Here is a 19,734-nt window from a genome sequence, read left to right as displayed (position 1 = left end):
CGTCGTGCGTCGCCCGAGTGCCGGGCCGGGTCGTAGTCCGGGATGCCGGCGGGGGCGGCCGCCGTCGTCCGGCCGCTAGACTCGCGCCGTGGCACTCACCATTGGAATCGTCGGACTGCCCAACGTCGGCAAGTCCACCCTGTTCAACGCCCTCACCCGCGCGACCGTCCTCGCGGCGAACTACCCCTTCGCCACGATCGAGCCGAACGTCGGCGTCGTCCCGCTGCCCGATCCGCGTCTGGACCGGCTGGCCGAGATGTTCTCCTCGCGCAGGGTGGTGCCCGCGACCGTCTCCTTCGTCGACATCGCCGGGATCGTGCGCGGGGCGAGCGAGGGCGAGGGACTGGGCAACCAGTTCCTGGCGAACATCCGGGAGGCCGACGCGATCTGCATGGTGACGCGCGCCTTCGACGATCCCGATGTCACCCACGTCGACGGCCAGGTCGATCCCGCCGGCGATATCGAGACCATCGCCACCGAGCTGGTGCTGGCCGACATCCAGACCCTGGAGAAGGCCATCCCGCGCCTGGAGAAGGAAGTGCGCGGCAAGAGGACCGAGGCCGCGGTGCTGGAGACCGCGCGGGCGGCCCTCAAGATTCTGGAGGAGGGAACCGTGCTCTCCGCGGCCGTGGCCTCGGGGGCCGCCGCCAGGGCCGGGATCGACGACGAGGTGCTGCGCACCTTCCAGCTCATGACGACCAAGCCGATCATCCACGTGTTCAATATGGATGATGCCGGTATGTCCGACGAGGCGAGGCAGTCGGAGCTGCGGGCGCTGGTGGCGCCGGCCGAGGCGGTCTTCCTGGATGCCCAGTTCGAGGCCGAGCTCGTGGAGCTGGAGCCGGAGGAGGCGGCCGAGTTGCTGCATGAGAACGGTCAGGAGGAGTCGGGCCTGGACAAGCTGGCGCGCGTCGGCTTCGACACCCTCGGGCTGCAGACCTATCTGACGGCGGGGGAGAAGGAGTCGCGGGCCTGGACGATCCGCAAGGGGATGACCGCGCCGCAGGCCGCCGGCGTCATCCACACCGACTTCGAGCGCGGCTTCATCAAGGCCGAGATCGTCGGCTACGACGAGCTCGTGGAATACGGCTCCGTGGCCGAGGCCCGCGCCCACGGCCGAGTGCGCATGGAGGGCAAGGACTACGTCATGGCCGACGGCGACGTGGTGGAGTTCCGGTTCAATACAACGTCTTGACCGACGCTGGCTGAACGTCGAGGCCTCAGGAGAAAGTGTCGCTCGGGGCCTCGCTGCGTCTGCGGCGCGCCACGTGTGCGGAGTTGGCGAGGCAGTCGTCGGTGTCGAGGTCCCTCTCTGGGAGGCGGGATGCCTTGAGTGCTTCGCTCGTCGGTTCTTCATAGCAGCGGGGAAGTCGCTGTCGGTGGTGCTCGCTACCGTTGCGTCTGCAAAGTATTCGAGCGGAAGGCGGAGACGTATGGCAGACGCGGTGTGGCGGCCACTCAGTGTGCAGACGGAGGAGCGGGTGGCGGAGTATGACGCGCTGCACGAGGGCGTACCGGAGTGGATTGATCGGCAGTTCTGGAACTGGGTCTACTCGGCGCTTGGGAAGGTCCCTGAAGATTGTGACTATGGCTTCGTCGAGATGGACGACCTTGAGCTCGACTGTCCGCTGATGGAAGCGATGGGGGTCGCGTTGCGCTTCTCGGTGCCTGACGAGGTCTATACCTCTTCGGACTCGCTCTGGGTGGCGATCGAGAATATTCAGTGCGCATCTGTAGACCCGCTTGATGTAGCGGACTACCTCTTGGTGCACTCTACCCACGCGCACGAAGAGGAGATCGACGAGCTTCTGCGACGAGGCAACTCGAAGTGGAAGGTTGGCGAGAGGGACGGCTTTAAGGCTCTGGAGCGACGTGTCCCGGAAGGCGTACAGGTAGCCGCTGAGAGCGCCATGCAGGAGGGCGGTCGTTCAGGGCGGCGCCTCGCTCACGCATGGGAACTGCTCTATGGTGTGAGGCCGGACCCGACGGGGGCCTACGCGGAGGCTGTCAAGGCTGTCGAGGGCGTCGCCTGCCCGCTGCTCTGTCCCGATGACGGGAGCGCCACGCTGGGCAAGGCAATCAACATCGTGGGGACGCAGCGCTGGCATGTGCCGATGTCAAAGCAATGCGATCGCGCTCCCACCGGAGATGTCCTTGAGGGCATGATGCGTGTTCTCTGGCGTGGGCAGCATGATCGGCACGACGATGGGAAACCGAGCGCGCCGGGCAAGGTGAGCCTCGAAGAGGCGACCGTGGCGGTGGGCCTCGCAGTCACGCTCGTTCACTGGTTCGCGGCTGGCCTCGTGGTGCGCGCCTAGATGATGGTCAAGTCTCTTGGGGTGGTGTTCTTTCGGTCAGGTGGTGATGGTGGCGGGCAGGGCGGTGCGGTTGTCAGTGCTGTCGGTGTGGAGCATGTCGGTCAGGCGACGGAGGAAGGTCTGGGAGAAGTATCGTCGTTCGCCGTACTGCTACTCCTTGTTGCTCTGGCAGGGTGGATCCGATCAGGCGGGTGGCGGGCTCGCGGTCGGGGAAGACCTGGGCGATATCGGCTCGGCGCTTGATCTCACGGTTGAGTTGCTCGATGGGGTTGCTGCGGCCGGATCTTGGCCCGGTGCTCCCTGAGGAAGGCGGCGAAGGCGGTGGGATCGCACTCTACGTACCCGAGCGTTGCTACAACTCAGTTTTTCTCACCAGGAGCTGCGGCTCGAGAACGGGGATCGGTACGGTGCTGCGGGGAGGATGGGCGCGGAGTGGGGGTGGCGCGCACGGGCACCGCCCCGCGTCGTCCCGGGCACTCCCACGTCATCGCGCCGATCCCGGCCGGTTCGAGGATCTTTCTGATGAGAAAGGCTCACTTCTCATAGTGGAAACAAGGAGGATACGATGGGCGTACCCGTTCAGGTTGTGTTGGATGTCCCTCCGGACATTGCCGCCGGGATAGCGAACGGCACTTATGTTCGCACTGGTGGGGTGATTCGTGACCCGGCGGGACATATCGTCAAGCACCTCAAGGAGACGAGCGTACTGCCGGAACAAGAAGTAGGGCGTCTTGCGGCGGCCGCCCGGTCTGTCTGGCGCTCGACCCCAGGAAAGGTGATCGTCTTCGCCGGTGCATTAACGCTTGCTGCAACGCTAGTATTTGTTAGGGACAGGATGAAGAGTAAGTGCCTGGTTGACGACCTCAATGCCTCTCTTTCCTCGTACATCGAAGCGGCGCAACGGGCTGAGCTGACTGTGGAGCACATCGATGGCTTGTCTGGTGCTGTCGAGCGAGCTCGGGAAAGGGCTTCGCGAGAATCTGGATCGATCTCCGAGAAGGTCGTGGAACTTGTCGAGGAGTACACCTTGCGGCTCGCGGAGGCGAACGCGACCTCCTGGGAGCCCGAACCGAGTGCTGAGACTGGATCGCTCATCCGACTGGAACATTCCCTCAAGGTGCAGCGCCAGATTCTCGGCGCAGCCGCCTGAGACATGTTAGTAGGGTGCCAGGTGGTACACCTGGCACCCTACTCGCTCCCGTTGAGTCTCGATTTTCATGGGTGGGTCGGATGAGGTTGGAGGGCGTCGTTGCCGGTACTGCAGGCATGATCCTCATCCTTCCAAGGCATCAGATCCTCCACCATACCCAGGACGATCCAGTGGTCCGTCCCTGGACTGCACGGACATTAGTAGCCCGTATTATCCCAGGACAAGGAACGCCCTCACCCCGACGGCGAAAACTCGAGGCAGTGAGGCTTGTTCATGGGGTGTAGGTAAATATGAGTCCGAGGATGGATGTGATGGTTGTCGGGAAGGTTTGCAGTGGCCGTCTGCGGCTGGTGTGCAGGGCCCGCCATGTCTTGATGTTGGCGATGACTCTCTCGATTTTATGGAGGATCTGGTTGACAGTGGTGTTGTAGGCTTTGTCGTCGGGGTGAAGGGGAAGTTTCACTGGTTTTCTTTTCGGGGTGATCATGCCTAGTCCGATGTAGCCCTCGTCGCCAATGTGCCTGGGTGGTGAGGCTCCGTTCGGGAAGTCGGTGGGGGCGTCGAGCAGTTCGGAGCGGCGCAGGGCCTCGGTGTCGTGGATGCGTCCGTCTTGGGGGTCGGAGACCCGCGCCAGGCGGCCCGAGGGAGTGCAGGCGACCTGGAACGTTCAGTCCGGTGGTCTTGCGTTTACCGGAGTACAGCTCGGGGTGGTCCTTCCAGGACCGGCACTCAAGGAGGGTGCCGTCCACGATCGGCTGGGTCGTGGGGTCCGGATCCTCCACGACTGGCACCTGGGCGTCGAGCGCATGGGCGATCAGAGGCGTGCAGGTGGCGATGACCCGGGAGGGGGCCTGCGAGACGCCATGGACCTCGGCGAGCAGCTTCTGGGGCAGGTTGTGACGCGGGTAGGTCAGGGTTAGGCGTACGCACAGGAACAGTCCCAGCACCCTGGGCCCGCACGCCGGGGGATTCGCGTGCTACTATTCATGACGGCGGCTTGCTTCCTGATTGAGTTGGCTTGAATGCCAAAGATTCTTTCAGGGGAAGATCGGCACCTTGCTTAGCGACACACAATTACCGATAAAATACCCTAAACACTCCTATGAATAAGCTTTAATCGCCCGTCCAACCATCTAAACCAACTTTGCCGGCCCCGGGGCCTCACCCGACCACGACCCGACGGTCTCCCGCGACGTACTCGAGCGAGAGGCTGCCGCCGACGGCCTCGAGATAGCGGCGGATCGTGCCGATCTTCGCGGCGTCGAGGTCGCCGTGCTCGATCTTGGAGACTTGGCGCTGACCGACGCCGATGCGTTCGGCCACCTGCGCCTGCGTCAATCCGGCATCTTCGCGGAGCTCTCGAAGTCGATAGGCGCGAACCTCTGAGAGCATCCGAGCCTTGTGCGCCTCGACGCGGCCGCGGTCCACGGGGCGCTCGGCGAGAATATCGTCAATCGTCATCACCGTGCTGGTCTCTTCTTTCTCAACGCGCGGATATGTTCGTCGAATAGGTCATCGGCCAGTGGAATGTTCTTCTTGTACCACTGAGCCCATTTGCCAGCTTTATCACCCGCGATCAGCAAGATCGCCATGCGCCTGGGGTCGAAGGCGAAAAGGATGCGAATTTCGGATCGTCCTGTTGATCCAGGGCGAAGCTCCTTCATGTTGCGGTACCGAGAGGTGGTGATGGTGCCGACGAGTGGGCGTCCAAGTGAAGGTCCATGGTCGCGAAGCACTTCGAGCGCAGCGATGACCTGTTCGTAGGAGGCTTGGTCCAGTGATCTGAGCCAGTCGGCGATCAACACGACGTCTACCTCCCACATGTTCCTCAGTGTAGACCTTGCAGGGTCTTATTGGTAGCGTTGATTCCCGCTGTGCGCGCTGCCGCCTGCGTGGCTGGGCCGTCCGGTGGCACGGGGCCTCCGGCGGCGGAGGAACGGGTGGTTCTCACCAGGGCCAGGTCGAGGTCAGGTACGCCTCGACGGCGCGGTGCTGGAAGCGATAGGGCTTGCCGCGCCGGATGATCCTGCGGGTGCGGTCCAGGCGCTGCGCGGTCGGCCCCGCGTCGGTCGCCTTCCCGTGGCCCATCGTCCGGGCGATGTTCGTCAGTGTTCGTTCCTCCGGTGCGAGTCCGGCCATGGCCTCGATGAATTGGCTCTCGCGAGCCGGGAGCCGGTCGAGGATGCGCTGCACATGGGCCTCGGCCTCCGGCGCGGCCTCGCGCCACCCGCTCCTGACGTGCTCGGCGGTGATGAGATCGCCGGTTCCCGCGTACCAGGCGCGCTCCCCGGCGAGCTGGAAGAGGAAGGGCTCCCCTCTGGCGAGGTCGACGACGGCGCGCTGCGCGGCGGGCTCCATGAACACCCGCCCGCCGCCGGCGTCGTCGGCTACAGGCCAGCCCTCGACGACGAAGGGCTGAAGCGCGCTCATGAGGGCGTCGTCGTCGATGGCATCGAGGGTCGTGGTCCGGAATCGGCGTGCGAAGGTGGCACCCGCCCTTGCGCCGGCCATATCCGCGAACTCGGGCAGTCCCGTGAGGTACACGGCGATCGGCAGGCCCCGTTCGATCTGCAGCCCGCCCGGGACGTCGACGGTCTCCTCGTGAGTCAGGGCGTCCCCCAGGGCGATGAGCAGCTGCGAGCGGGCATTCTCGTCGCTGATGTTCTGCACCTCGTCGATGTGGATGGTCACCACGACGTCCCCGTGTCGGATCGCTGCGCGGCCGATCTCGACGAGGAGCCCGGTGAGAGCGGTGTAGGGCTCGGGGCCGTCCTGGGCGCGCACGGACAGCGAGATGCCGGAGGCGGCGACCATCTCGACTCGGCGTAGAAGATCGCCGATGCGCTGCTCCCGGGCGGAGGGGAGGCCCGCTGCGGATGACAGGTCCAGGAGGGCGGAGGCGACTCTCCTGATGGGGTCGGTGCCGGAGGGGATGCGGAGCTGCGGCGTCGTCCAGTCGCCCGCCTCGGAGGCCTCGCGCGCGATCCTCCGCACGAGCGAGGACTTGCCGGAGCCGGCCTCCCCGAGGACGGTGCGGCCCCGCTCGTGGATGCCGGCCACGCGGCGCGGGCGAAGGACGTCCCGCCAGTCGCCGAGTTGGCTGGTGCGACCCGCCCACACCCTGGGCACCGTGTCCGAGCCCGGGCTGAACGGCGAGTCGAGCGGAGTCCTCATGTTGATAAGGTTATCAATGATCGGCAGGCTTGATAAACTTATCAAACCGACTGGGAGGCGGTTCGCCCCTTGTGGAGGCGGTCGCCCGCCCTCGTCGGCTGGGGCGCTGCTTCGGGATGGACCCGCAGTTCTGGATCAATCTCCAGTCGCACTACGACCTCGAGGTCGAGATGGATGCGCTGGGCGACGGGCTGGACAAGATCAAATCGCTGAATTCTGTGGCGTGAGTGCTGTCGATATCAACGGCTGGCGCGCTCGTCGAGCGCGTTCGGCATCGGGCGGCACCAGCACCCCCACGGTCTTGGCCGAGCGTGAAGCGGTCTCCTCCCTCCTCGTTGATGGCGGTGCGGAGGGGAGGGACGGACGCTTGATATGACCAGGTCGTTCTCCGTCCAGGAGTGATGGGTGTTGCCGGCGGGTCGGAGTAACCTTGCGGGGCACGTGACGACCTTCAGAACGGAGTGCATGCAATGACGCATGATGAGCCCCTCGGTGATCTGCTTCCCGGTGACGGCGGTGCGGAGGGGGTATCGGAGGGCGAGGAGCTTTCCGGCATCCTCGCGGAGCAGGACGATCAGGCGCAGAAGTTCGCCGTCAGATTCCTCAAGAAGATCATCCGGCTCCGTGGCGTCCGGATCGGCCGGGATGACTACCTGCGCCAGGAGTTGCGCAAGCGCGGGCTCGACGACGACGCCATCACCCTGGCGCTGAAGACCACCCCCGTCCAGGCGGGCGTCCCCCTCGCCCAGCTCGACAGGCTCGCCGCCTCCACCATCGCCTTCGAGACCCGCAAGTCCGCCGCCATCTCCTTCGCGACCGGGCTACCGGGAGGCTTCGCGATGCTCGCGACCATCCCCACTGACATCACCCAGTACTACGTCCACGCCTTCCGGGTCATGCAGAAGCTCGCCTACATCTACGGGTGGAAGGACTTCCTGGGCGACCTCGATGAGATCGATGACGAGACGATCGGGAAGGTAACCCTCTTCCTGGGCGTCATGATGGGAGTCGGTGGCGCATCATCGTCCCTGACCGCCTTCTCACCACGCAGTTCGTCCGCCCGGCGCTCCAGAAGCAGATCTCCAAGCAGGCCCTGACCAAGACCGCCTGGTACGGGCCCATGAAGCAGATTCTTAGAGTCATCGGGGTCAATGTCACTAAGAACTCCTTCGCCAGAACGGTCACCAAGGCTGTACCCGTGGTCAGCGGCATCCTCTCGGGCGGGATGATGTACATGACGCTCAAGAACCAGGCATTCCGCCTTCAGAGGCACCTGCGCGAATTGCCGCCGCCGGGGGTGGACGCGGCCCAGTACCTCGCCGCTCTTCGCAAGATGAGTGCGTGAGCCGATGAGTCCGGAGTATGGTCGGCCGTTCGCATGACATTCAGAGATGGCCTCGGATATGCCGCTTCAGGAACGAGGAGGATAGAGGAGAGCGGCACGAAGCGGTACCGGGAGTGTCACTGGCGGTGACGTCGCCCGCGTCAGGGGTGGAAGGCGGGCGTTTCGACGAGGTGCTCGCCGCCATCCCGGACATGGTGCCGCCCGCCCTCCTGACCGACAATAGAGCCGAATACCGGACGGTGCCAGGACGATCCGAGAGGCAGGTGGTTCCGATGGCGAGACCGACGACCAAGTCGGAGCTGATCGACGCGGCGGAGGCGCGGTTCGACGGCTTCACCGGGGTCATCGACTCCCTGGACCCGGTGGAGCGGGAGGCCGCCTTCATCTTCGAGATCGAGGGCAGGAAGGGCGCCCACTGGGCCCGCGACAAGAACGTGCGCGACGTCCTCATCCACCTCCACGAGTGGCACAACCTGCTTCTGCGCTGGGTCGAGGCCAATCTGGCGGGGGAGGACCGGACCTTCCTCCCGGAGCCGTACACGTGGAGGAACTACGGGCGGATGAACATAGAACTGTGGCGCAGGCACCAGGGCACGAGCCTGACGGAGGCCGAGGCGCTCTTGCGCGGGAGTCATGAGCGGGTGATGATCCTGATCCGCCGATTCAGCGATGACGAGCTGTTCGTCAAGGGCCGCTTCCCCTGGACGGGGACTCCGACGCTCGGGTCGTACTGCGTGTCGGCCACCTCCAGCCATTATGACTGGGCGGCGAAGAAGCTCCGCCTCCACCGCAGGACGCTGCGAGCCGCCGGGCGGCGGGAACCGGCCTGAACGGGGCGTCGTCGTCCCGCGGGGCGCGCCGGGCCGGACGGCCGCTCGATGCTGCCCTGGCCTCTGGGGCGGGAGGAAACGAGCTCTGCGGTGGGGGCGCAACGAGTCGGGGGCGCAACGGGTCCCGAGTAGACTTCGTCCGTGAGCATTGAAACGAGTGAAGCGCTGACGCCGATCGAGGCCGGGTGGATCGCGGTCATGCGCAATGTTCTTCCGGCGGACCTCAATGGGCTCTGCCTGGCACCCGATGACTGGTACCGGGGCATGGGCATGCCCTCCTCGGGCGGGCGGTGCCTCGCCTGGTTCGATCTGGTCGCCGATGAGTGCGTGGTCCTCACCGTCGGCGCCTACTTCGATGGGACGCGGACCGTCGTCGGCCGCCTCCACAGTCAGTTCCTCACTCTTGACCCCCACGGCCGCAGAATTCCGCAGCAGACGATCGGAGGCCCGATCACGGAGCAGGCGGTCAAGGCCTGCGAGTGGTTCACGAGGATCCGGCGGCGACCGGTGGAGCGGCGCGACTGGTCCTCCACCGTCCATGAGTATCGATTCGCCGACGACGGCGCCGGTCTCGTGGCCTCGGGCAACACCGCCTCGCGCCGGAGGCCGCCTCACCGGGTCGTCAGGGTCGACACGCGAGTGGGCTGACGGGCCTCCCGTCCATGCGCTCATGCACCGGGGCGGCGACGCCGGCAACCCGGATCCGTGCGCGATCCGGCTCGTCCTCGCCAGCAGGTCCCTCGCCCCGAGGACGCTCGACGCGGTGCATGACGTGTCGTGACGACGTGTCGTGACTGGGGCCGCGTCTCGGGGGAAGGGCGATGCGCGGGGCTCCGGTGCGGACCGATCTCGGTGCGGAACTGAACCGATCTCGGCGGTCTGGCTCAGTCGGTGATGACCGCGTCCCGCCGGATCCACTCGGGGTCGTGAGCCGCCTTGTGCATGAAGGCGCCGACGTCGGCCCGGCTGATGCGCGGCATGCCCTTCATGATGATGCTCTCGGCCGCGCGGTAGGAGCCCCGCGCCGGGTCGTTCGTCAGAGTGGTGGGGTAGACGATCGTCCAGTCCAGCCCGCTGTTGCGCAGGATCCGCTCGGACGCGGCCTTGTCGGCGTAGATCCTGCGCAGGATGATGCGGTACATGGCGCGCTGCGGCAGCGATGCGGTCTTGATGGTCTCGCCCACGCCGAAGGAGGACAGCCAGACCAGCCGCTTCGCCCCGCACCGGTTCATCGCCTCGACGACGGCCCCGGCGGCGCCCGTGAAGAGACCCTCCGGGCTCAGCGAGCGTCCGCGCCCCAGGGCGGCGATGACCGCGTCCTGGCCCTCCGCGGCGCGGGCGACGTCGTCGGCCACGGTGGCGTCTCCACGGAGCACCGTGATGCTCCCCTCGGCCGCGGCCAGCGCCTCGGGCCTGCGGGCGAGGACGGTGACCGTGTCGCCGCTCTCGAGTGTGTTCGTCAGGACATGCCCGCCGGTCGGGCCGGTGGCGCCGAGGATCAGGACCTTCATACCCGTACTACTCCTTGTCGATTCTTCCGGATTCTTGAGCGCGGACCGCACTCCGCAGTCTAGCCGCGGGCGGGCCGCACGGGCGCGCGGACCCGGCCGGAGTCCCTGGGCGGGCGGCTCCGATAGGCTGGGCGCCGTGATCGACGCCGACGTGCAGGAGACCCTCTTCTTCCCCCTGCTGGGACGCGCCCGGGCGGCGCGAACCTGGCCGACCTGCTTCCAGGACCCGTGGTCCGAGCATGTCGCATCGCGGGCCGCCGCGGCCCGCCCCGATACCCGGGACAGGGACATGGGGGAGATGCCCGCGGCGATCTACGCCCTGCGTCATCTGGCCGCGGTCACCGAGATCCGGCGCTACCTCAGCACGCATCCGACGGCCGCCGTCGTGGACCTCGGCTGCGGTCTGGATCGCCTGGTCGGCGATGTCGGGAACGGCGAGACGACCGTCTACAACCTCGACTTCCCCGAGGTCCTCGAACTGAGGCGCACCTGGATGGGATCCCACGAGCGGGAGCGCGACCTGCCCTTCTCCCTGACCGACCACCGCTGGATGGACGAGGTCGATGCCTCCGGCGGGCTGGTCGCCGTCGCCTCCGGGGTCTTCTACTTCCTCCGGGCCGCCCGTGTCGCCGCCCTCGTCGATGCCATGGCCCGCCGCTTCCCCGGCGGCCGTCTCGTCTACGACGCCGAGTCGCCCGAGCTGGTCGCCAAGAGCGAGCAGGCCGTGCGGGACCAGGGCCTCAGAGCCGCCCCCATGCCCTTCCGGGAGCCCGACCCCTACGCGCCGCGCGGCTGGAGCGAGGCCGTCGCCCGGGTCGAGGTCGCCTTCGACCTGTCCTCCTACGCCCCCGATCCCGCCGCGCTCCCGCAACCGGTGCGCGACGGGTTCGCCGCCATGAAGGAGGGCCGGGCCCTCTACGAGGTCGTCGTCGATTTCGCCCCGGCGGCGGAGAGCCACTGACTCGCCGCCCCGCGCGGCACCTCCTCGCGTGGTGGCCGACGAGATCCGGCTGCGGCTATCGAATCTCCTCCCGAGCGGGGTCCTTCATCTCCGCGATGGCGCGTGAACCCGAGAGGGCGACAGCGTCACTGAGATCATCACCCCATGCGTATCGCCGGCATCGACCACATCGTCCTCACCGTCGCCTCCATCGAGGCGAGTACTGACTTCTACTCGCGGGTTCTGGGGATGGAGGTCGTGACCTTCGGTCGAGGGCGGACGGCGCTTCGGTTCGGGAGCCAGAAGATCAACCTTCATGCCGTGGGCAATCCGATTGCCCCGCACGCCTCGCATCCCGCCCCCGGCAGCGCGGACCTGTGCCTGGTCGTCGTCGGTGGGGTCGATGAGACTCGCGAGCACCTTGCCTCCAAGGAGGTTCCAGTGGAGCTCGGGCCGGTTGACAGGACAGGCGCATGCGGCCCCATCCGCAGCCTGTATGTGCGCGACCCCGATCAGAACCTCGTGGAGCTCGCCTTCTACGTCGAGCACTGAGGGGATCCGGGGTCTGGTCGATCTGGTCGCAATGACTGTACGACTGCCTGTGCGACCTGGCGGCGGCCGGGCCCGGAGGCGAGTGAGGCATGGCCGGGCGGTGCTGTCGGGTCTGTTCGACGTGAGGGAGGTCGCATCGTCCTGCATTGAGTGCAAGACTGCACCGAGTGCAATATGGTTGCGTGACCGGAACCGATCTGCGCGCCACCCATGCGCAACGCACCCGCGCCGCCATCCGCGCTGCCGCGCTCACCCTGACCAGGGAGCGCGGTTACTCCGCTATGACGGTGGACGACGTCGCAACCCTCGCTGGGGTCTCCCGGCGCACCGTCTTCAACCACTTCTCCTCCAAGGCCGATCTCCTCGTCGTCGGCCTGGAGCCCCCTGAGCCCGAGGCCATCGAGGCCTTCGTCAACGGCTCCGGAAGCGTCCTGGAGGACCTTGGCGCCCTGCTCGCCTCCGGCGCCGAGGCCGTCGAGTCCGAGGGCGGACGGCTCCTGTCCTTTCCGGAGCTCGTGCGAGACAACCCGGAGATCGAGCGAACCGTCCACGAGCGCCTGCACGTCATCGCCATCTCCCTGACCGACGCCACCAGCCGCCGCCTGGGCGCGGAACCCGATGACCCGCGCGCTCGCGCCGTCGTCGCCCTGGCCATGGCGATTCAGCGCAGCGCCCTGGACCTGTGGTGCGGACGCACCCACCCGTGGGGGCGGCGCCACGAGGAGGCACCGGCTCGAGACGAGGCGTCCGAAGCCTCGGTCCAGCGTCCCGAGACCCGCTTGGCAGACTCAGTCCGCACCATGGTCGAGGCGATCTCCGACGTCGTCGCCCAGCCCCGGCCCGATGATGGAGCAACCTGAGCGCCTCCACCGGGCCGCCGCCGTCGGACCCGCTGGGCTGTTCCGCGCGTCTCCGGCGCCCTCCCCCTCTTCCTTCCTGTCAGTTCTTGCCCGTCTAGCTACCCGTAAAGGTTCTCACTGTGACCCAAAGCGCCTCGACGCCGGCGCCCGCCGGCACCAGCCACCACAAGCCGGGGGTCGACTTCCATCCCGACCACCGCTTCTGGGCGGTCTACGCCTCTCTCCTGGTCGTCATGTTCCTGTCCGCCATGGATCAGACGATCATGGGCACCGCCCTGCCCACCATCGTGGGCGACCTGGGCGGGGCCGCCCATATGGCCTGGATACTCACCGCCTACATCCTGTCCCTCACCGTGGCCATGCCCGTCTACGGCAAGCTCGGCGACCTGGTGGGGCGCAAGAACCTCTTCCTGGTGGCCATCGGCCTGTTCCTGATCGGCTCGGCCCTGTGCGGCACCTCCGACACCATGACCCAGCTCATCGTCTACCGCTTCCTCCAGGGCCTGGGCGGCGGCGGCCTCATGGTCTCCTCCCAGGCGATCACCGGCGACCTCATCCCGCCGCGCGTGCGCGGCACCTACATGGCGCCCATGGGGGCCATGTTCGGCATCGCCTCCGTCCTGGGGCCACTCATCGGCGGCTGGCTCACCGACTCCGTCTCGTGGCGCTGGACCTTCTGGATCAACCTGCCGCTGGGGATCCTGGCCTTCGCCGCCATCGCTGTGGTGCTGCGCCTGCCCAGCCGCCGCCTGACCGGCTCCATCGACTGGTGGGGCCTGGTCCTCATGGACGCCGGCGCCGTGGCCATCGTCATGATGGCCACCTGGGGTGGCAACCAGTACGCGTGGGCCAGTCCCGTCATCATCGGCCTGGGGGTCGTCGGCGTCGTGTGCTGGGGTCTGTTCGCCCTCGTGCAGAAGCGCGCCGCCGACCCGATCCTGCCCTGGTCGATCCTGACCAACCGCACCTTCGTCGTGGCCACGGTCGTGGGCATGCTCGCCATGGGCGGGATGATCGGCGTCATGGGCTACCTGCCCACCTACCTGCAGATGGTCTACGGGTACTCGGCCACCGTCTCCGGGCTGCTGCTGGTGCCCATGACCATCGGCATGCTCATCGCCTCGATCCTGTCGGGCGTCCTGGTGGCCCGCAACGACCGCTACAGGGTCTACCCCGTGCTCGGCGCGCTCATTGCGGCCGCAGGCGCCTTCTGGCTCTCCCGCCTGACGACGTCGTCGCCCGCGTGGCAGCCCTCGGCCGCCATCTTCGTCATGGGCGCGGGCATCGGCCTGTTCTTCCAGCTGCTGGTCACGGTCGTCCAGAACGCCGTCCCCGCCCGCCACCTGGGCACGGCCACCAGCGGCAACAACTTCTTTCGCGAGGTCGCGGTCTCCCTGGGGGTTTCCCTCATTGGCGCGGCCTTCTCCTCCGGTCTGACCTCCAGCCTGGCCGATCGGATCGGGGCGCTGGTCGCCGGCTCCGATCCGACGGTGCTGGACTCACTGGCTCAGTTCGTCGACGCCGATACCTCCTCGCTCACGCCTGCCCTCGTCAACCAGCTGCCCGCGGCCCTGCGCGACGCCGTCGCGAGCTCCTACGCCGATGCGCTCCTGCCGATCTTCGGCTGGATGATTCCGTTGTTCGCGGCCACGGCCGTCATCGCCCTCTTCCTGCCGGAGGTGCCCCTGTCCCGCAAGAGCGGAATGGAGCAGGTCGCCGAGGCCGAGGCGGGCGGGAGCACTGAGGCGGTTGAGGGGAACGACGTTGCCAATGCCGATGGTGCTGATGGGCTCGAGGTCGAGGCGGCCGGGACCGATGAGGTCGAGGCGGCCGGGACCGATGAGGTCGAGGGGGCCGGGACCGATGAGGTCGAGGGGGCCGAGCCTGAGGGTGCCGAGGTCGAGGGGAGCTGAGGGCGAGGAGCCCGCGCGACCGCGCGGGGTTCTCGAGCCGCCTCTGTGGAGCTCTTTCGCGTAGGGGAGAATGGTCCTTGACGCCTCGGCGCTCCGATCCATAGTGTGATCGGACCCGGGCGGGAGTTCTCCCCGATGGCACGATATCCGCGGCGAGCAGGGGGAGGGCGATCGTGAGCGGTCGTCGAGGTCGGCGTCCAGTACTGATCTGCCTCATTGTGCTCTGCCTCGCCTGCGTCGCTCTTATGACGAAGGCGGTTATCTCCTTCGTCTCATTCTCCCCCCGATACGATCCGGTCGCAGACGAGCCGGAGGTCCTGTTCGATCTCAACGCCTCGGATTATGGGGAGAGGATGCGGATCGTGCCCTTGTCGGACGAGGCCGAGCGGAGCACGCTTCATACCCCCGGCTCGTCGGTGACCTACGTCGGAATGAGTGACGGGGCGTCGTCCGTGATCGTCGCTCTGGATACTGCAACGGCCGAGGTGCGGTGGGACGCGCGGTTGAGCGGCTCTCGACCGCGGTGTGTGACATACAACGGTCCGGGGCTCCGATGCTCGGCGGGTGGTGAGCTCGTGGGCATCGCGGAGGACGACGGGGCCGTGACCGTGCTGGCGGCGCTTCCGTCCGATGACTATCGGGTGCGCAAGAATGAGGAGGAGCGCATCACCTATCTCCTGCCGCCGGTGGACGGTCGGTCCCAGGACTACCAGGTGATGTGGATCGGCGAGGGGGACCGCGTCGTGGTTCTGCCGTGGTCGCCGCCGCCGACTCCGTGCGCCGAGGCCTCCGGGACGAGTTTCAAGGATGTGGACACCCACGCCGGTGCGGATGATCACGATCTGCTGGCCGCGGTGGTTGTTGACGGGTGGATGGTCCTGTCGTCGGTGGACACCGGGGAGATCGTCGATCAGCGCTTCGGTGATCTTCATGAGGAGAAGAGCGAGTTCGACCCCCTGCTGTCGGGCAATGAGGCGTGCGGGTCGGAGTGGAGCCAGGTGGATGTGTCCTACCCTCTCCCTCCTCATGGTCCGGTCTTCAGCGTGGTCCCGCTTCCTGCGGAGAAGGTGCCGGCGTCTCCGCCCGCGGACGAAGCCAGGCCGGTCTTCTGGACTAATGGGGAGAGCAGTCGATGGTACGTCACCCCGGACGGCGAGTTCGGGGAATGGTATGGGGGATCGACGTGGTCCTGTGACGTCGATCTGCGCGGTTCTCGTGTGGAGAATGCCTTCACGGACGGAATCGACGTGGATGAGGGCGTCGTGAGGGGGACAAAAATGGGAGGGCTCACGCAGGAGTACGATGAGTACTGGGTCATGGTCTCCGGAGGCGGCATGGTCTCCACCCGGGAAGACAATAATAGTGCCGGTGGGAATCGTCGTAGGATCGTGTGGAGCGCGGATATCGGGGGCGACGAGTGGAAGGTGAGGGGCGGAGCCGTTATGACCCGCGACTCCGATGGACGGGTGACTGCCAGGAGCATTGATAGGGGGGAAGAGTTGTGGGTCCTGGACACTCCGGGGGAGATGCGCTGGGAGAGGGGCTCGGGGGAGCCCCGAGGATCCATGGATGACTCCCCCCTCGTGGTGCTGTCCACGGACTCCCGTGCTCTTATCTACGGGCACCGGGCCGGGTCCGACGGGGACTGACGCGGAGGGGATCGGGAGTGGATCGGCGGAGCCTCGCGGGGTGCCAGCGGCTCAGGGCCGGGCCAACGGTCCTTCGGCCCAGGCGATCTCATCGCCCGCCAACCCGGGCAGGGCCTGACCGGAGACGATGAAGCGGGCGCGCTCCCACGGTCGATCGGCGGCGAAGAACGGGCGCTCGCTGCGCGTCCACCAGTGCCAGAACTCCACGGACTCCTGCTCGTCGCCGTTCGTGCCGTCGTCGATGTCCCGCGCGATGCCGCGTCGCTCGGCGACCTCGTCGTCGGTCTGCATCCAGATGTGGATATCGACGAGGTCGGCCACCGCGCGCATCCCCGAGCCCGTGCCCTCCACGATCACGAGCGGTGCGCCCGCGGTGATGGTGATGGAGCCCTCGCGTCCGTGGCGCTGCCATGCCGGGGGCCTGAGATCGAGGGATCCGTTCCGGCGCAGCTCGGTGAGTGCGGCGACGAGCAGGTGATCCCACTGGAAGAGGGGCTCGTTCCAGTCGAGGTCGTCGATGTGCAGCACCTGCGCGTCGGGGACGACGGAGGTCAGTCGTGAGGTGACGGTGGTCTTGCCGGAGCCGCTGCGCCCGTCCACCGCGATGATTCCCGGACGACCGGTGGGGTGGGCCACTCGGGAGAGGACGGCCAGGACATGGTCGGCGAATGCGCGCTCATCGCTGGCGTACCAGTCGGGGACCGGCGGCTCCTCCGGCTGGAGCGCCGCGCGGCCCCGAACCGGTAGGACTCGTCGAGGGATGACCGGGGCGCCCGAGCGGGGCTGTGTCGCGTCGTTGGAGGACATGGGTCGATGCTACTGGCTCAGCCGTGGATGCGGGTCGGCCCGACGGGGCGCTCCCACCGCCGGTCGGGGCCTCTCGGGGGAGAGGAGGCCGGGCGACATGGCCATGATGACGAGACCGAGGACCGGGGGGGACGGAGATGGCGTCCCGGAACATCGTCGCGGCCAGGACCATGCAGATCAGCCCCAGGCCGATGCCTCCGACGATCCGTGACGCCAGGTTGAGGGAGAACCAGGCGAGTACCACCCAGATGAGAGCCGCCCCGCAGCACGCCGCCACCGCCGCACGGGCCGGGAGCGTCGAGACGGCACCCGTGCCCGATGCCCCCAGACGGTACAGAACCGCGAGTCCGATGGCGGAGGCGCTCCCCAGTGCGACCGGTCCCCAGACTCCCCAGACGTGCACCGCGGGGCGGGAGAAGCGCCCGGACACCCACAGGCCGAGCGCCATCAGCAGGGGGATGAAGGCGATGAGGCCGACCGGAACTCCGAGCGTCAGGAGCACCTCCCGCGGGGCGACGGCTGGAATCCCCATGATCCTCATGATGACGCACGCGGCCGCCACTGCTCCGAGCGCGGTGGCGCAGGCGCCGAGGAGCCGTATCGACCGGACTCTCCATCGGGGCAGGTCCATCTGCGGCAGGTCCCTCATGATCCTCCTGGTCGTCACGGCCCGCGGTGCTGCCGCGGCCGGTGGCCGTGCCGGCTTCTTATCAGCGGCCGTGACCACTAGGAGCGCCACCGGAGCGGCCATGGCGTACATCCAGAGGAATGAGAAGGCGATCCAGACTGCCGGTGCCAGCAGCGCGCCCACTGCGATCCCGGCGACGGCGCGCAGTCCCGGGTCCAGCCGCCTGCTGATGGTCAGATCGCTGACGGCGATCGCCACGGCGGCGGCGAGAGCGTGCCATGAGGCCAGCCGCGCTCGCGGGCGAGGCTGAGAAGCCCGATGGCCAGGAAGGCGGCGCTGAGGGAGGCGGATGCGCCCGTCACCCAGCGGAGGGGGTGATCATCGGCGTCGGCCTGCACGAGTGACGTGCCGGCCAGGAAGACGGCGAGGGACACGGGGGTCAGGGCGAGCAGGAGGAGCGAGATGATGCTGCATCCCATTGCCGTCTTCCTGCCGAGCCTCATCCCCATGCGATAGGCGGGGGAGGCTCGACCGGGTCATCCAGGCACGTCACCCGCACGCTCATCCCCATGCGATAGGCGGGGGAGGCGCTCGCCGCGGATCCCGGCCGGCGCTGAGAGCGGGGCGCGGGGCCCGCAGGTCGCGCCGCCTGCGAGGGCGTCGACACGTCAGGATGAGTCCGCCGACGAGGGGGATGACGGGGGCGGCACAGGTTGCCAGGGGCATTCCCAGCAGCTGCGTGTAGAGCAGTCCCGCGGCGACTGCCAGAATGGTGCGTCGCACTGCGGGCATGCGCACCCCGCGGATGATGGCCCAGCCGATCGCGATGCCGCCGCAGGCGGCCGAGACGACCATGGCCAGGGCGATCCAGTCGAGATCGGGTGAGTCCAGGAGCTCCGCGATCGCCATCGCCGCCACCGATAGACTCGCCAGCGCGATCGGCCCCCAGGTGTGGATCGACGAATGCGGCGAAGAGCCCGAGAACCGCAGGCCGATCGCGGCGAGCAGGGGGAGGATGGCGAATAGCCCGATCTGGACGCCTGCGACCATGAGATCGGGTGCCATCGACGACGGAAGCATCGTGCGCACGGCCGCGCAGCCGATTCCCACCAGCCCCACCAGTCCGAGAAGGGCGGCGCAGGCGCCGAGCGGCCGCACCCATCGGGTTCTCGTGAGAGTCCTCGCGGGAGACGGGGTGGCGGTCGCCCGTGGCTGAACCGGCGCCTGCGGCGGTTCGGTCGATTCGGCTGGTTCGGTCGCGGGCTGGACTCCCCGCCCGCGGGAGAGCGCGAGGGCCATGAGCGCGATGGAGGCTCCGGCGATCGTGAACGAGGACATCGTCAGGGCCAGTCCACCCACGGGCGCTATGAACGCGCCCGCCACGATCCCGATGATCATGCGCGGCCCCCGGCGCAGCCGTTCCGCGATGACGCCGTCGAGAACGATCGCGATCGCCGCGGCTCCCAGCCCCCAGGCCGCAAGGCCCAGCGGTACGTAGAGACGCCCGGAGGTCGGGACGGGATCGCCGACGTCAGCGGCGGTGAACGCCACCGCCCACGAGACCTGCGCAATGGCACCGAGAATCAGCGACAGCGTTGAGATGGCGGCGGTCCACGACGTACGGCCCGGTGGCAGCAGGTCGTGCCGGCACGCCAGTCCGAGGGCGCCGATCACCAGGGGCAGCGGTGCGAGGGCCATCGACGCGGTCGGCGCCCACATGAGGAGGCCGTCATCGAAGGCCCGCGGGGACACAAGGATCAGGGCGACGTTCACCGCGCTCAGGAGAAGCGCGGTGATCCCGCACCATAGGACCTGCTTCGTGCTGAGTCGCATCGTCATCATCCTCCGCTGACGGGGGCGCTGATGCCGGCCACCGTATCAGCCGGGGGAGCCGTCATACAGGGGCGCCGGCACTCGCACGCACGAGTAGCCGGCCCGCTCCAGGGGGGAGCCGTCATACAGGGGCGCCGGTGCGTTCGCGTCGACCCGCCCGTCATCGGCCGGGCGGACGGACGCGTGGACGGCCGGGCGACCGGGCCGATCGGGCCGCTAGGCTC

24 protein-coding genes are annotated in these 19,734 nt (G+C 67.7%); 14 read left to right on the top strand and 10 right to left on the bottom strand.

Annotated elements, in window-relative coordinates; genetic code table 11:
• Positions 1-88: 88 nt before the first annotated feature.
• Together ychF and G448_RS0111345 are read left to right on the top strand one after the other, a co-directional pair.
• Positions 89-1,195, top strand: a complete 1,107-nt coding sequence (gene ychF / locus G448_RS0111350) for a redox-regulated ATPase YchF (RefSeq protein ID WP_026408081.1) — start codon at positions 89-91, stop codon at positions 1,193-1,195.
• Positions 1,196-1,481: 286 nt separating this feature from the next.
• Positions 1,482-2,318 (top strand): hypothetical protein, encoded by an 837-nt coding sequence (locus G448_RS0111345; RefSeq protein ID WP_156911021.1) that lies wholly within the window; start codon positions 1,482-1,484, stop codon positions 2,316-2,318.
• A gap of 73 nt (positions 2,319-2,391) precedes the next feature.
• On the opposite strand, the gene G448_RS19270 is transcribed toward G448_RS0111345, so the two are convergent.
• On the bottom strand, positions 2,392-2,544 hold the full coding sequence (locus G448_RS19270) for a hypothetical protein (RefSeq protein WP_425393663.1): 153 nt from the start codon (positions 2,542-2,544) through the stop codon (positions 2,392-2,394).
• 339 nt (positions 2,545-2,883) lie between these two features.
• Here G448_RS19270 and G448_RS18225 point away from each other — a divergent pair, with 339 nt between their 5' ends.
• On the top strand, positions 2,884-3,468 hold the full coding sequence (locus G448_RS18225) for a hypothetical protein (protein WP_156911020.1): 585 nt from the start codon (positions 2,884-2,886) through the stop codon (positions 3,466-3,468).
• A gap of 271 nt (positions 3,469-3,739) precedes the next feature.
• Here G448_RS18225 and G448_RS18880 read toward each other — a convergent pair whose 3' ends face one another.
• Positions 3,740-4,102, bottom strand: coding sequence for a transposase family protein (locus G448_RS18880; RefSeq protein ID WP_245572314.1), 363 nt, complete (start codon positions 4,100-4,102; stop codon positions 3,740-3,742).
• 104 nt (positions 4,103-4,206) lie between these two features.
• On the opposite strand from G448_RS18880, the gene G448_RS18875 reads away from it, so the two are divergent.
• On the top strand, positions 4,207-4,368 hold the full coding sequence (locus G448_RS18875) for a hypothetical protein (protein WP_245572308.1): 162 nt from the start codon (positions 4,207-4,209) through the stop codon (positions 4,366-4,368).
• A gap of 261 nt (positions 4,369-4,629) precedes the next feature.
• Here G448_RS18875 and G448_RS0111325 read toward each other — a convergent pair whose 3' ends face one another.
• From G448_RS0111325 to G448_RS0111320, 3 genes are all read right to left on the bottom strand, one after another.
• Positions 4,630-4,896: a helix-turn-helix domain-containing protein gene (locus G448_RS0111325; protein ID WP_211228002.1), complete on the bottom strand. Its 267-nt coding sequence runs from the start codon at positions 4,894-4,896 to the stop codon at positions 4,630-4,632.
• 32 nt (positions 4,897-4,928) lie between these two features.
• On the bottom strand, positions 4,929-5,291 hold the full coding sequence (locus G448_RS17725) for a type II toxin-antitoxin system RelE/ParE family toxin (RefSeq protein ID WP_084436665.1): 363 nt from the start codon (positions 5,289-5,291) through the stop codon (positions 4,929-4,931).
• A 124-nt stretch (positions 5,292-5,415) separates the two neighbouring features.
• Complete coding sequence (locus G448_RS0111320) at positions 5,416-6,642, bottom strand: AAA family ATPase (RefSeq protein WP_026408076.1); 1,227 nt, start codon at positions 6,640-6,642, stop codon at positions 5,416-5,418.
• Positions 6,643-6,671: 29 nt separating this feature from the next.
• Here G448_RS0111320 and G448_RS18220 point away from each other — a divergent pair, with 29 nt between their 5' ends.
• The 5 genes from G448_RS18220 to G448_RS0111300 all read left to right on the top strand — a co-directional run bounded on the left by G448_RS18220 (position 6,672) and on the right by G448_RS0111300 (position 9,465).
• Entirely contained in the window at positions 6,672-6,869 is a 198-nt protein-coding gene (locus G448_RS18220) for a helix-turn-helix transcriptional regulator (RefSeq protein WP_211228001.1), read from the top strand.
• 243 nt (positions 6,870-7,112) lie between these two features.
• On the top strand, positions 7,113-7,739 hold the full coding sequence (locus tag G448_RS16345; RefSeq protein ID WP_211228000.1) for a hypothetical protein: 627 nt from the start codon (positions 7,113-7,115) through the stop codon (positions 7,737-7,739).
• A 23-nt stretch (positions 7,740-7,762) separates the two neighbouring features.
• Complete coding sequence (locus G448_RS18570; protein WP_211227999.1) at positions 7,763-7,987, top strand: hypothetical protein; 225 nt, start codon at positions 7,763-7,765, stop codon at positions 7,985-7,987.
• 272 nt (positions 7,988-8,259) lie between these two features.
• Positions 8,260-8,817, top strand: a complete 558-nt coding sequence (locus G448_RS0111305) for a ClbS/DfsB family four-helix bundle protein (protein WP_026408075.1) — start codon at positions 8,260-8,262, stop codon at positions 8,815-8,817.
• A 141-nt stretch (positions 8,818-8,958) separates the two neighbouring features.
• Positions 8,959-9,465 carry a hypothetical protein gene (locus G448_RS0111300; protein WP_245572307.1) on the top strand — a complete coding sequence of 169 codons (507 nt, stop codon included), beginning with the start codon at positions 8,959-8,961 and terminating at the stop codon, positions 9,463-9,465.
• Between the two features lie 236 nt (positions 9,466-9,701).
• On the opposite strand, the gene G448_RS0111295 is transcribed toward G448_RS0111300, so the two are convergent.
• Positions 9,702-10,328 carry an NAD(P)-dependent oxidoreductase gene (locus G448_RS0111295; RefSeq protein ID WP_026408073.1) on the bottom strand — a complete coding sequence of 209 codons (627 nt, stop codon included), beginning with the start codon at positions 10,326-10,328 and terminating at the stop codon, positions 9,702-9,704.
• A gap of 136 nt (positions 10,329-10,464) precedes the next feature.
• On the opposite strand from G448_RS0111295, the gene G448_RS0111290 reads away from it, so the two are divergent.
• The 5 genes from G448_RS0111290 to G448_RS0111270 all read left to right on the top strand — a co-directional run bounded on the left by G448_RS0111290 (position 10,465) and on the right by G448_RS0111270 (position 16,242).
• Positions 10,465-11,289 carry a class I SAM-dependent methyltransferase gene (locus G448_RS0111290; protein WP_026408072.1) on the top strand — a complete coding sequence of 275 codons (825 nt, stop codon included), beginning with the start codon at positions 10,465-10,467 and terminating at the stop codon, positions 11,287-11,289.
• 144 nt (positions 11,290-11,433) lie between these two features.
• Positions 11,434-11,820 (top strand): VOC family protein, encoded by a 387-nt coding sequence (locus tag G448_RS0111285; RefSeq protein WP_026408071.1) that lies wholly within the window; start codon positions 11,434-11,436, stop codon positions 11,818-11,820.
• A gap of 182 nt (positions 11,821-12,002) precedes the next feature.
• Positions 12,003-12,680, top strand: a complete 678-nt coding sequence (locus G448_RS0111280; protein ID WP_026408070.1) for a TetR/AcrR family transcriptional regulator — start codon at positions 12,003-12,005, stop codon at positions 12,678-12,680.
• A 119-nt stretch (positions 12,681-12,799) separates the two neighbouring features.
• Complete coding sequence (locus tag G448_RS0111275; protein WP_026408069.1) at positions 12,800-14,593, top strand: MDR family MFS transporter; 1,794 nt, start codon at positions 12,800-12,802, stop codon at positions 14,591-14,593.
• Positions 14,594-14,946: 353 nt separating this feature from the next.
• Entirely contained in the window at positions 14,947-16,242 is a 1,296-nt protein-coding gene (locus G448_RS0111270; RefSeq protein WP_245572313.1) for a PQQ-like beta-propeller repeat protein, read from the top strand.
• A 51-nt stretch (positions 16,243-16,293) separates the two neighbouring features.
• Here the strand turns inward: G448_RS0111270 and G448_RS0111265 are convergent, their stop codons facing one another.
• The 4 genes from G448_RS0111265 to G448_RS16340 form a co-directional block, all read right to left on the bottom strand.
• The gene (locus G448_RS0111265) at positions 16,294-16,878 is read right to left on the bottom strand and encodes a uridine kinase family protein (RefSeq protein WP_245572306.1); all 585 of its coding nucleotides are present in this window, start codon (positions 16,876-16,878) and stop codon (positions 16,294-16,296) included.
• A gap of 40 nt (positions 16,879-16,918) precedes the next feature.
• A complete protein-coding gene (locus tag G448_RS17720) occupies positions 16,919-17,935 on the bottom strand; it encodes a hypothetical protein (RefSeq protein ID WP_245572305.1) in 1,017 nt (338 codons plus the stop codon).
• Positions 17,911-18,156 carry a hypothetical protein gene (locus tag G448_RS18870; RefSeq protein WP_245572304.1) on the bottom strand — a complete coding sequence of 82 codons (246 nt, stop codon included), beginning with the start codon at positions 18,154-18,156 and terminating at the stop codon, positions 17,911-17,913. The genes G448_RS17720 and G448_RS18870 overlap by 25 nt, the downstream gene beginning before the upstream one ends.
• 82 nt (positions 18,157-18,238) lie before the next feature.
• Positions 18,239-19,510 carry a hypothetical protein gene (locus G448_RS16340; RefSeq protein ID WP_245572303.1) on the bottom strand — a complete coding sequence of 424 codons (1,272 nt, stop codon included), beginning with the start codon at positions 19,508-19,510 and terminating at the stop codon, positions 18,239-18,241.
• Positions 19,511-19,734 lie beyond the last annotated feature (224 nt).

The organism is Actinomyces gerencseriae DSM 6844, assembly GCF_000429265.1.
Taxonomy (GTDB): domain Bacteria; phylum Actinomycetota; class Actinomycetes; order Actinomycetales; family Actinomycetaceae; genus Actinomyces; species Actinomyces gerencseriae.
Note: the sequence above shows the minus strand (reverse complement) of the source record. Positions and strands in the feature narration are given on the sequence as shown.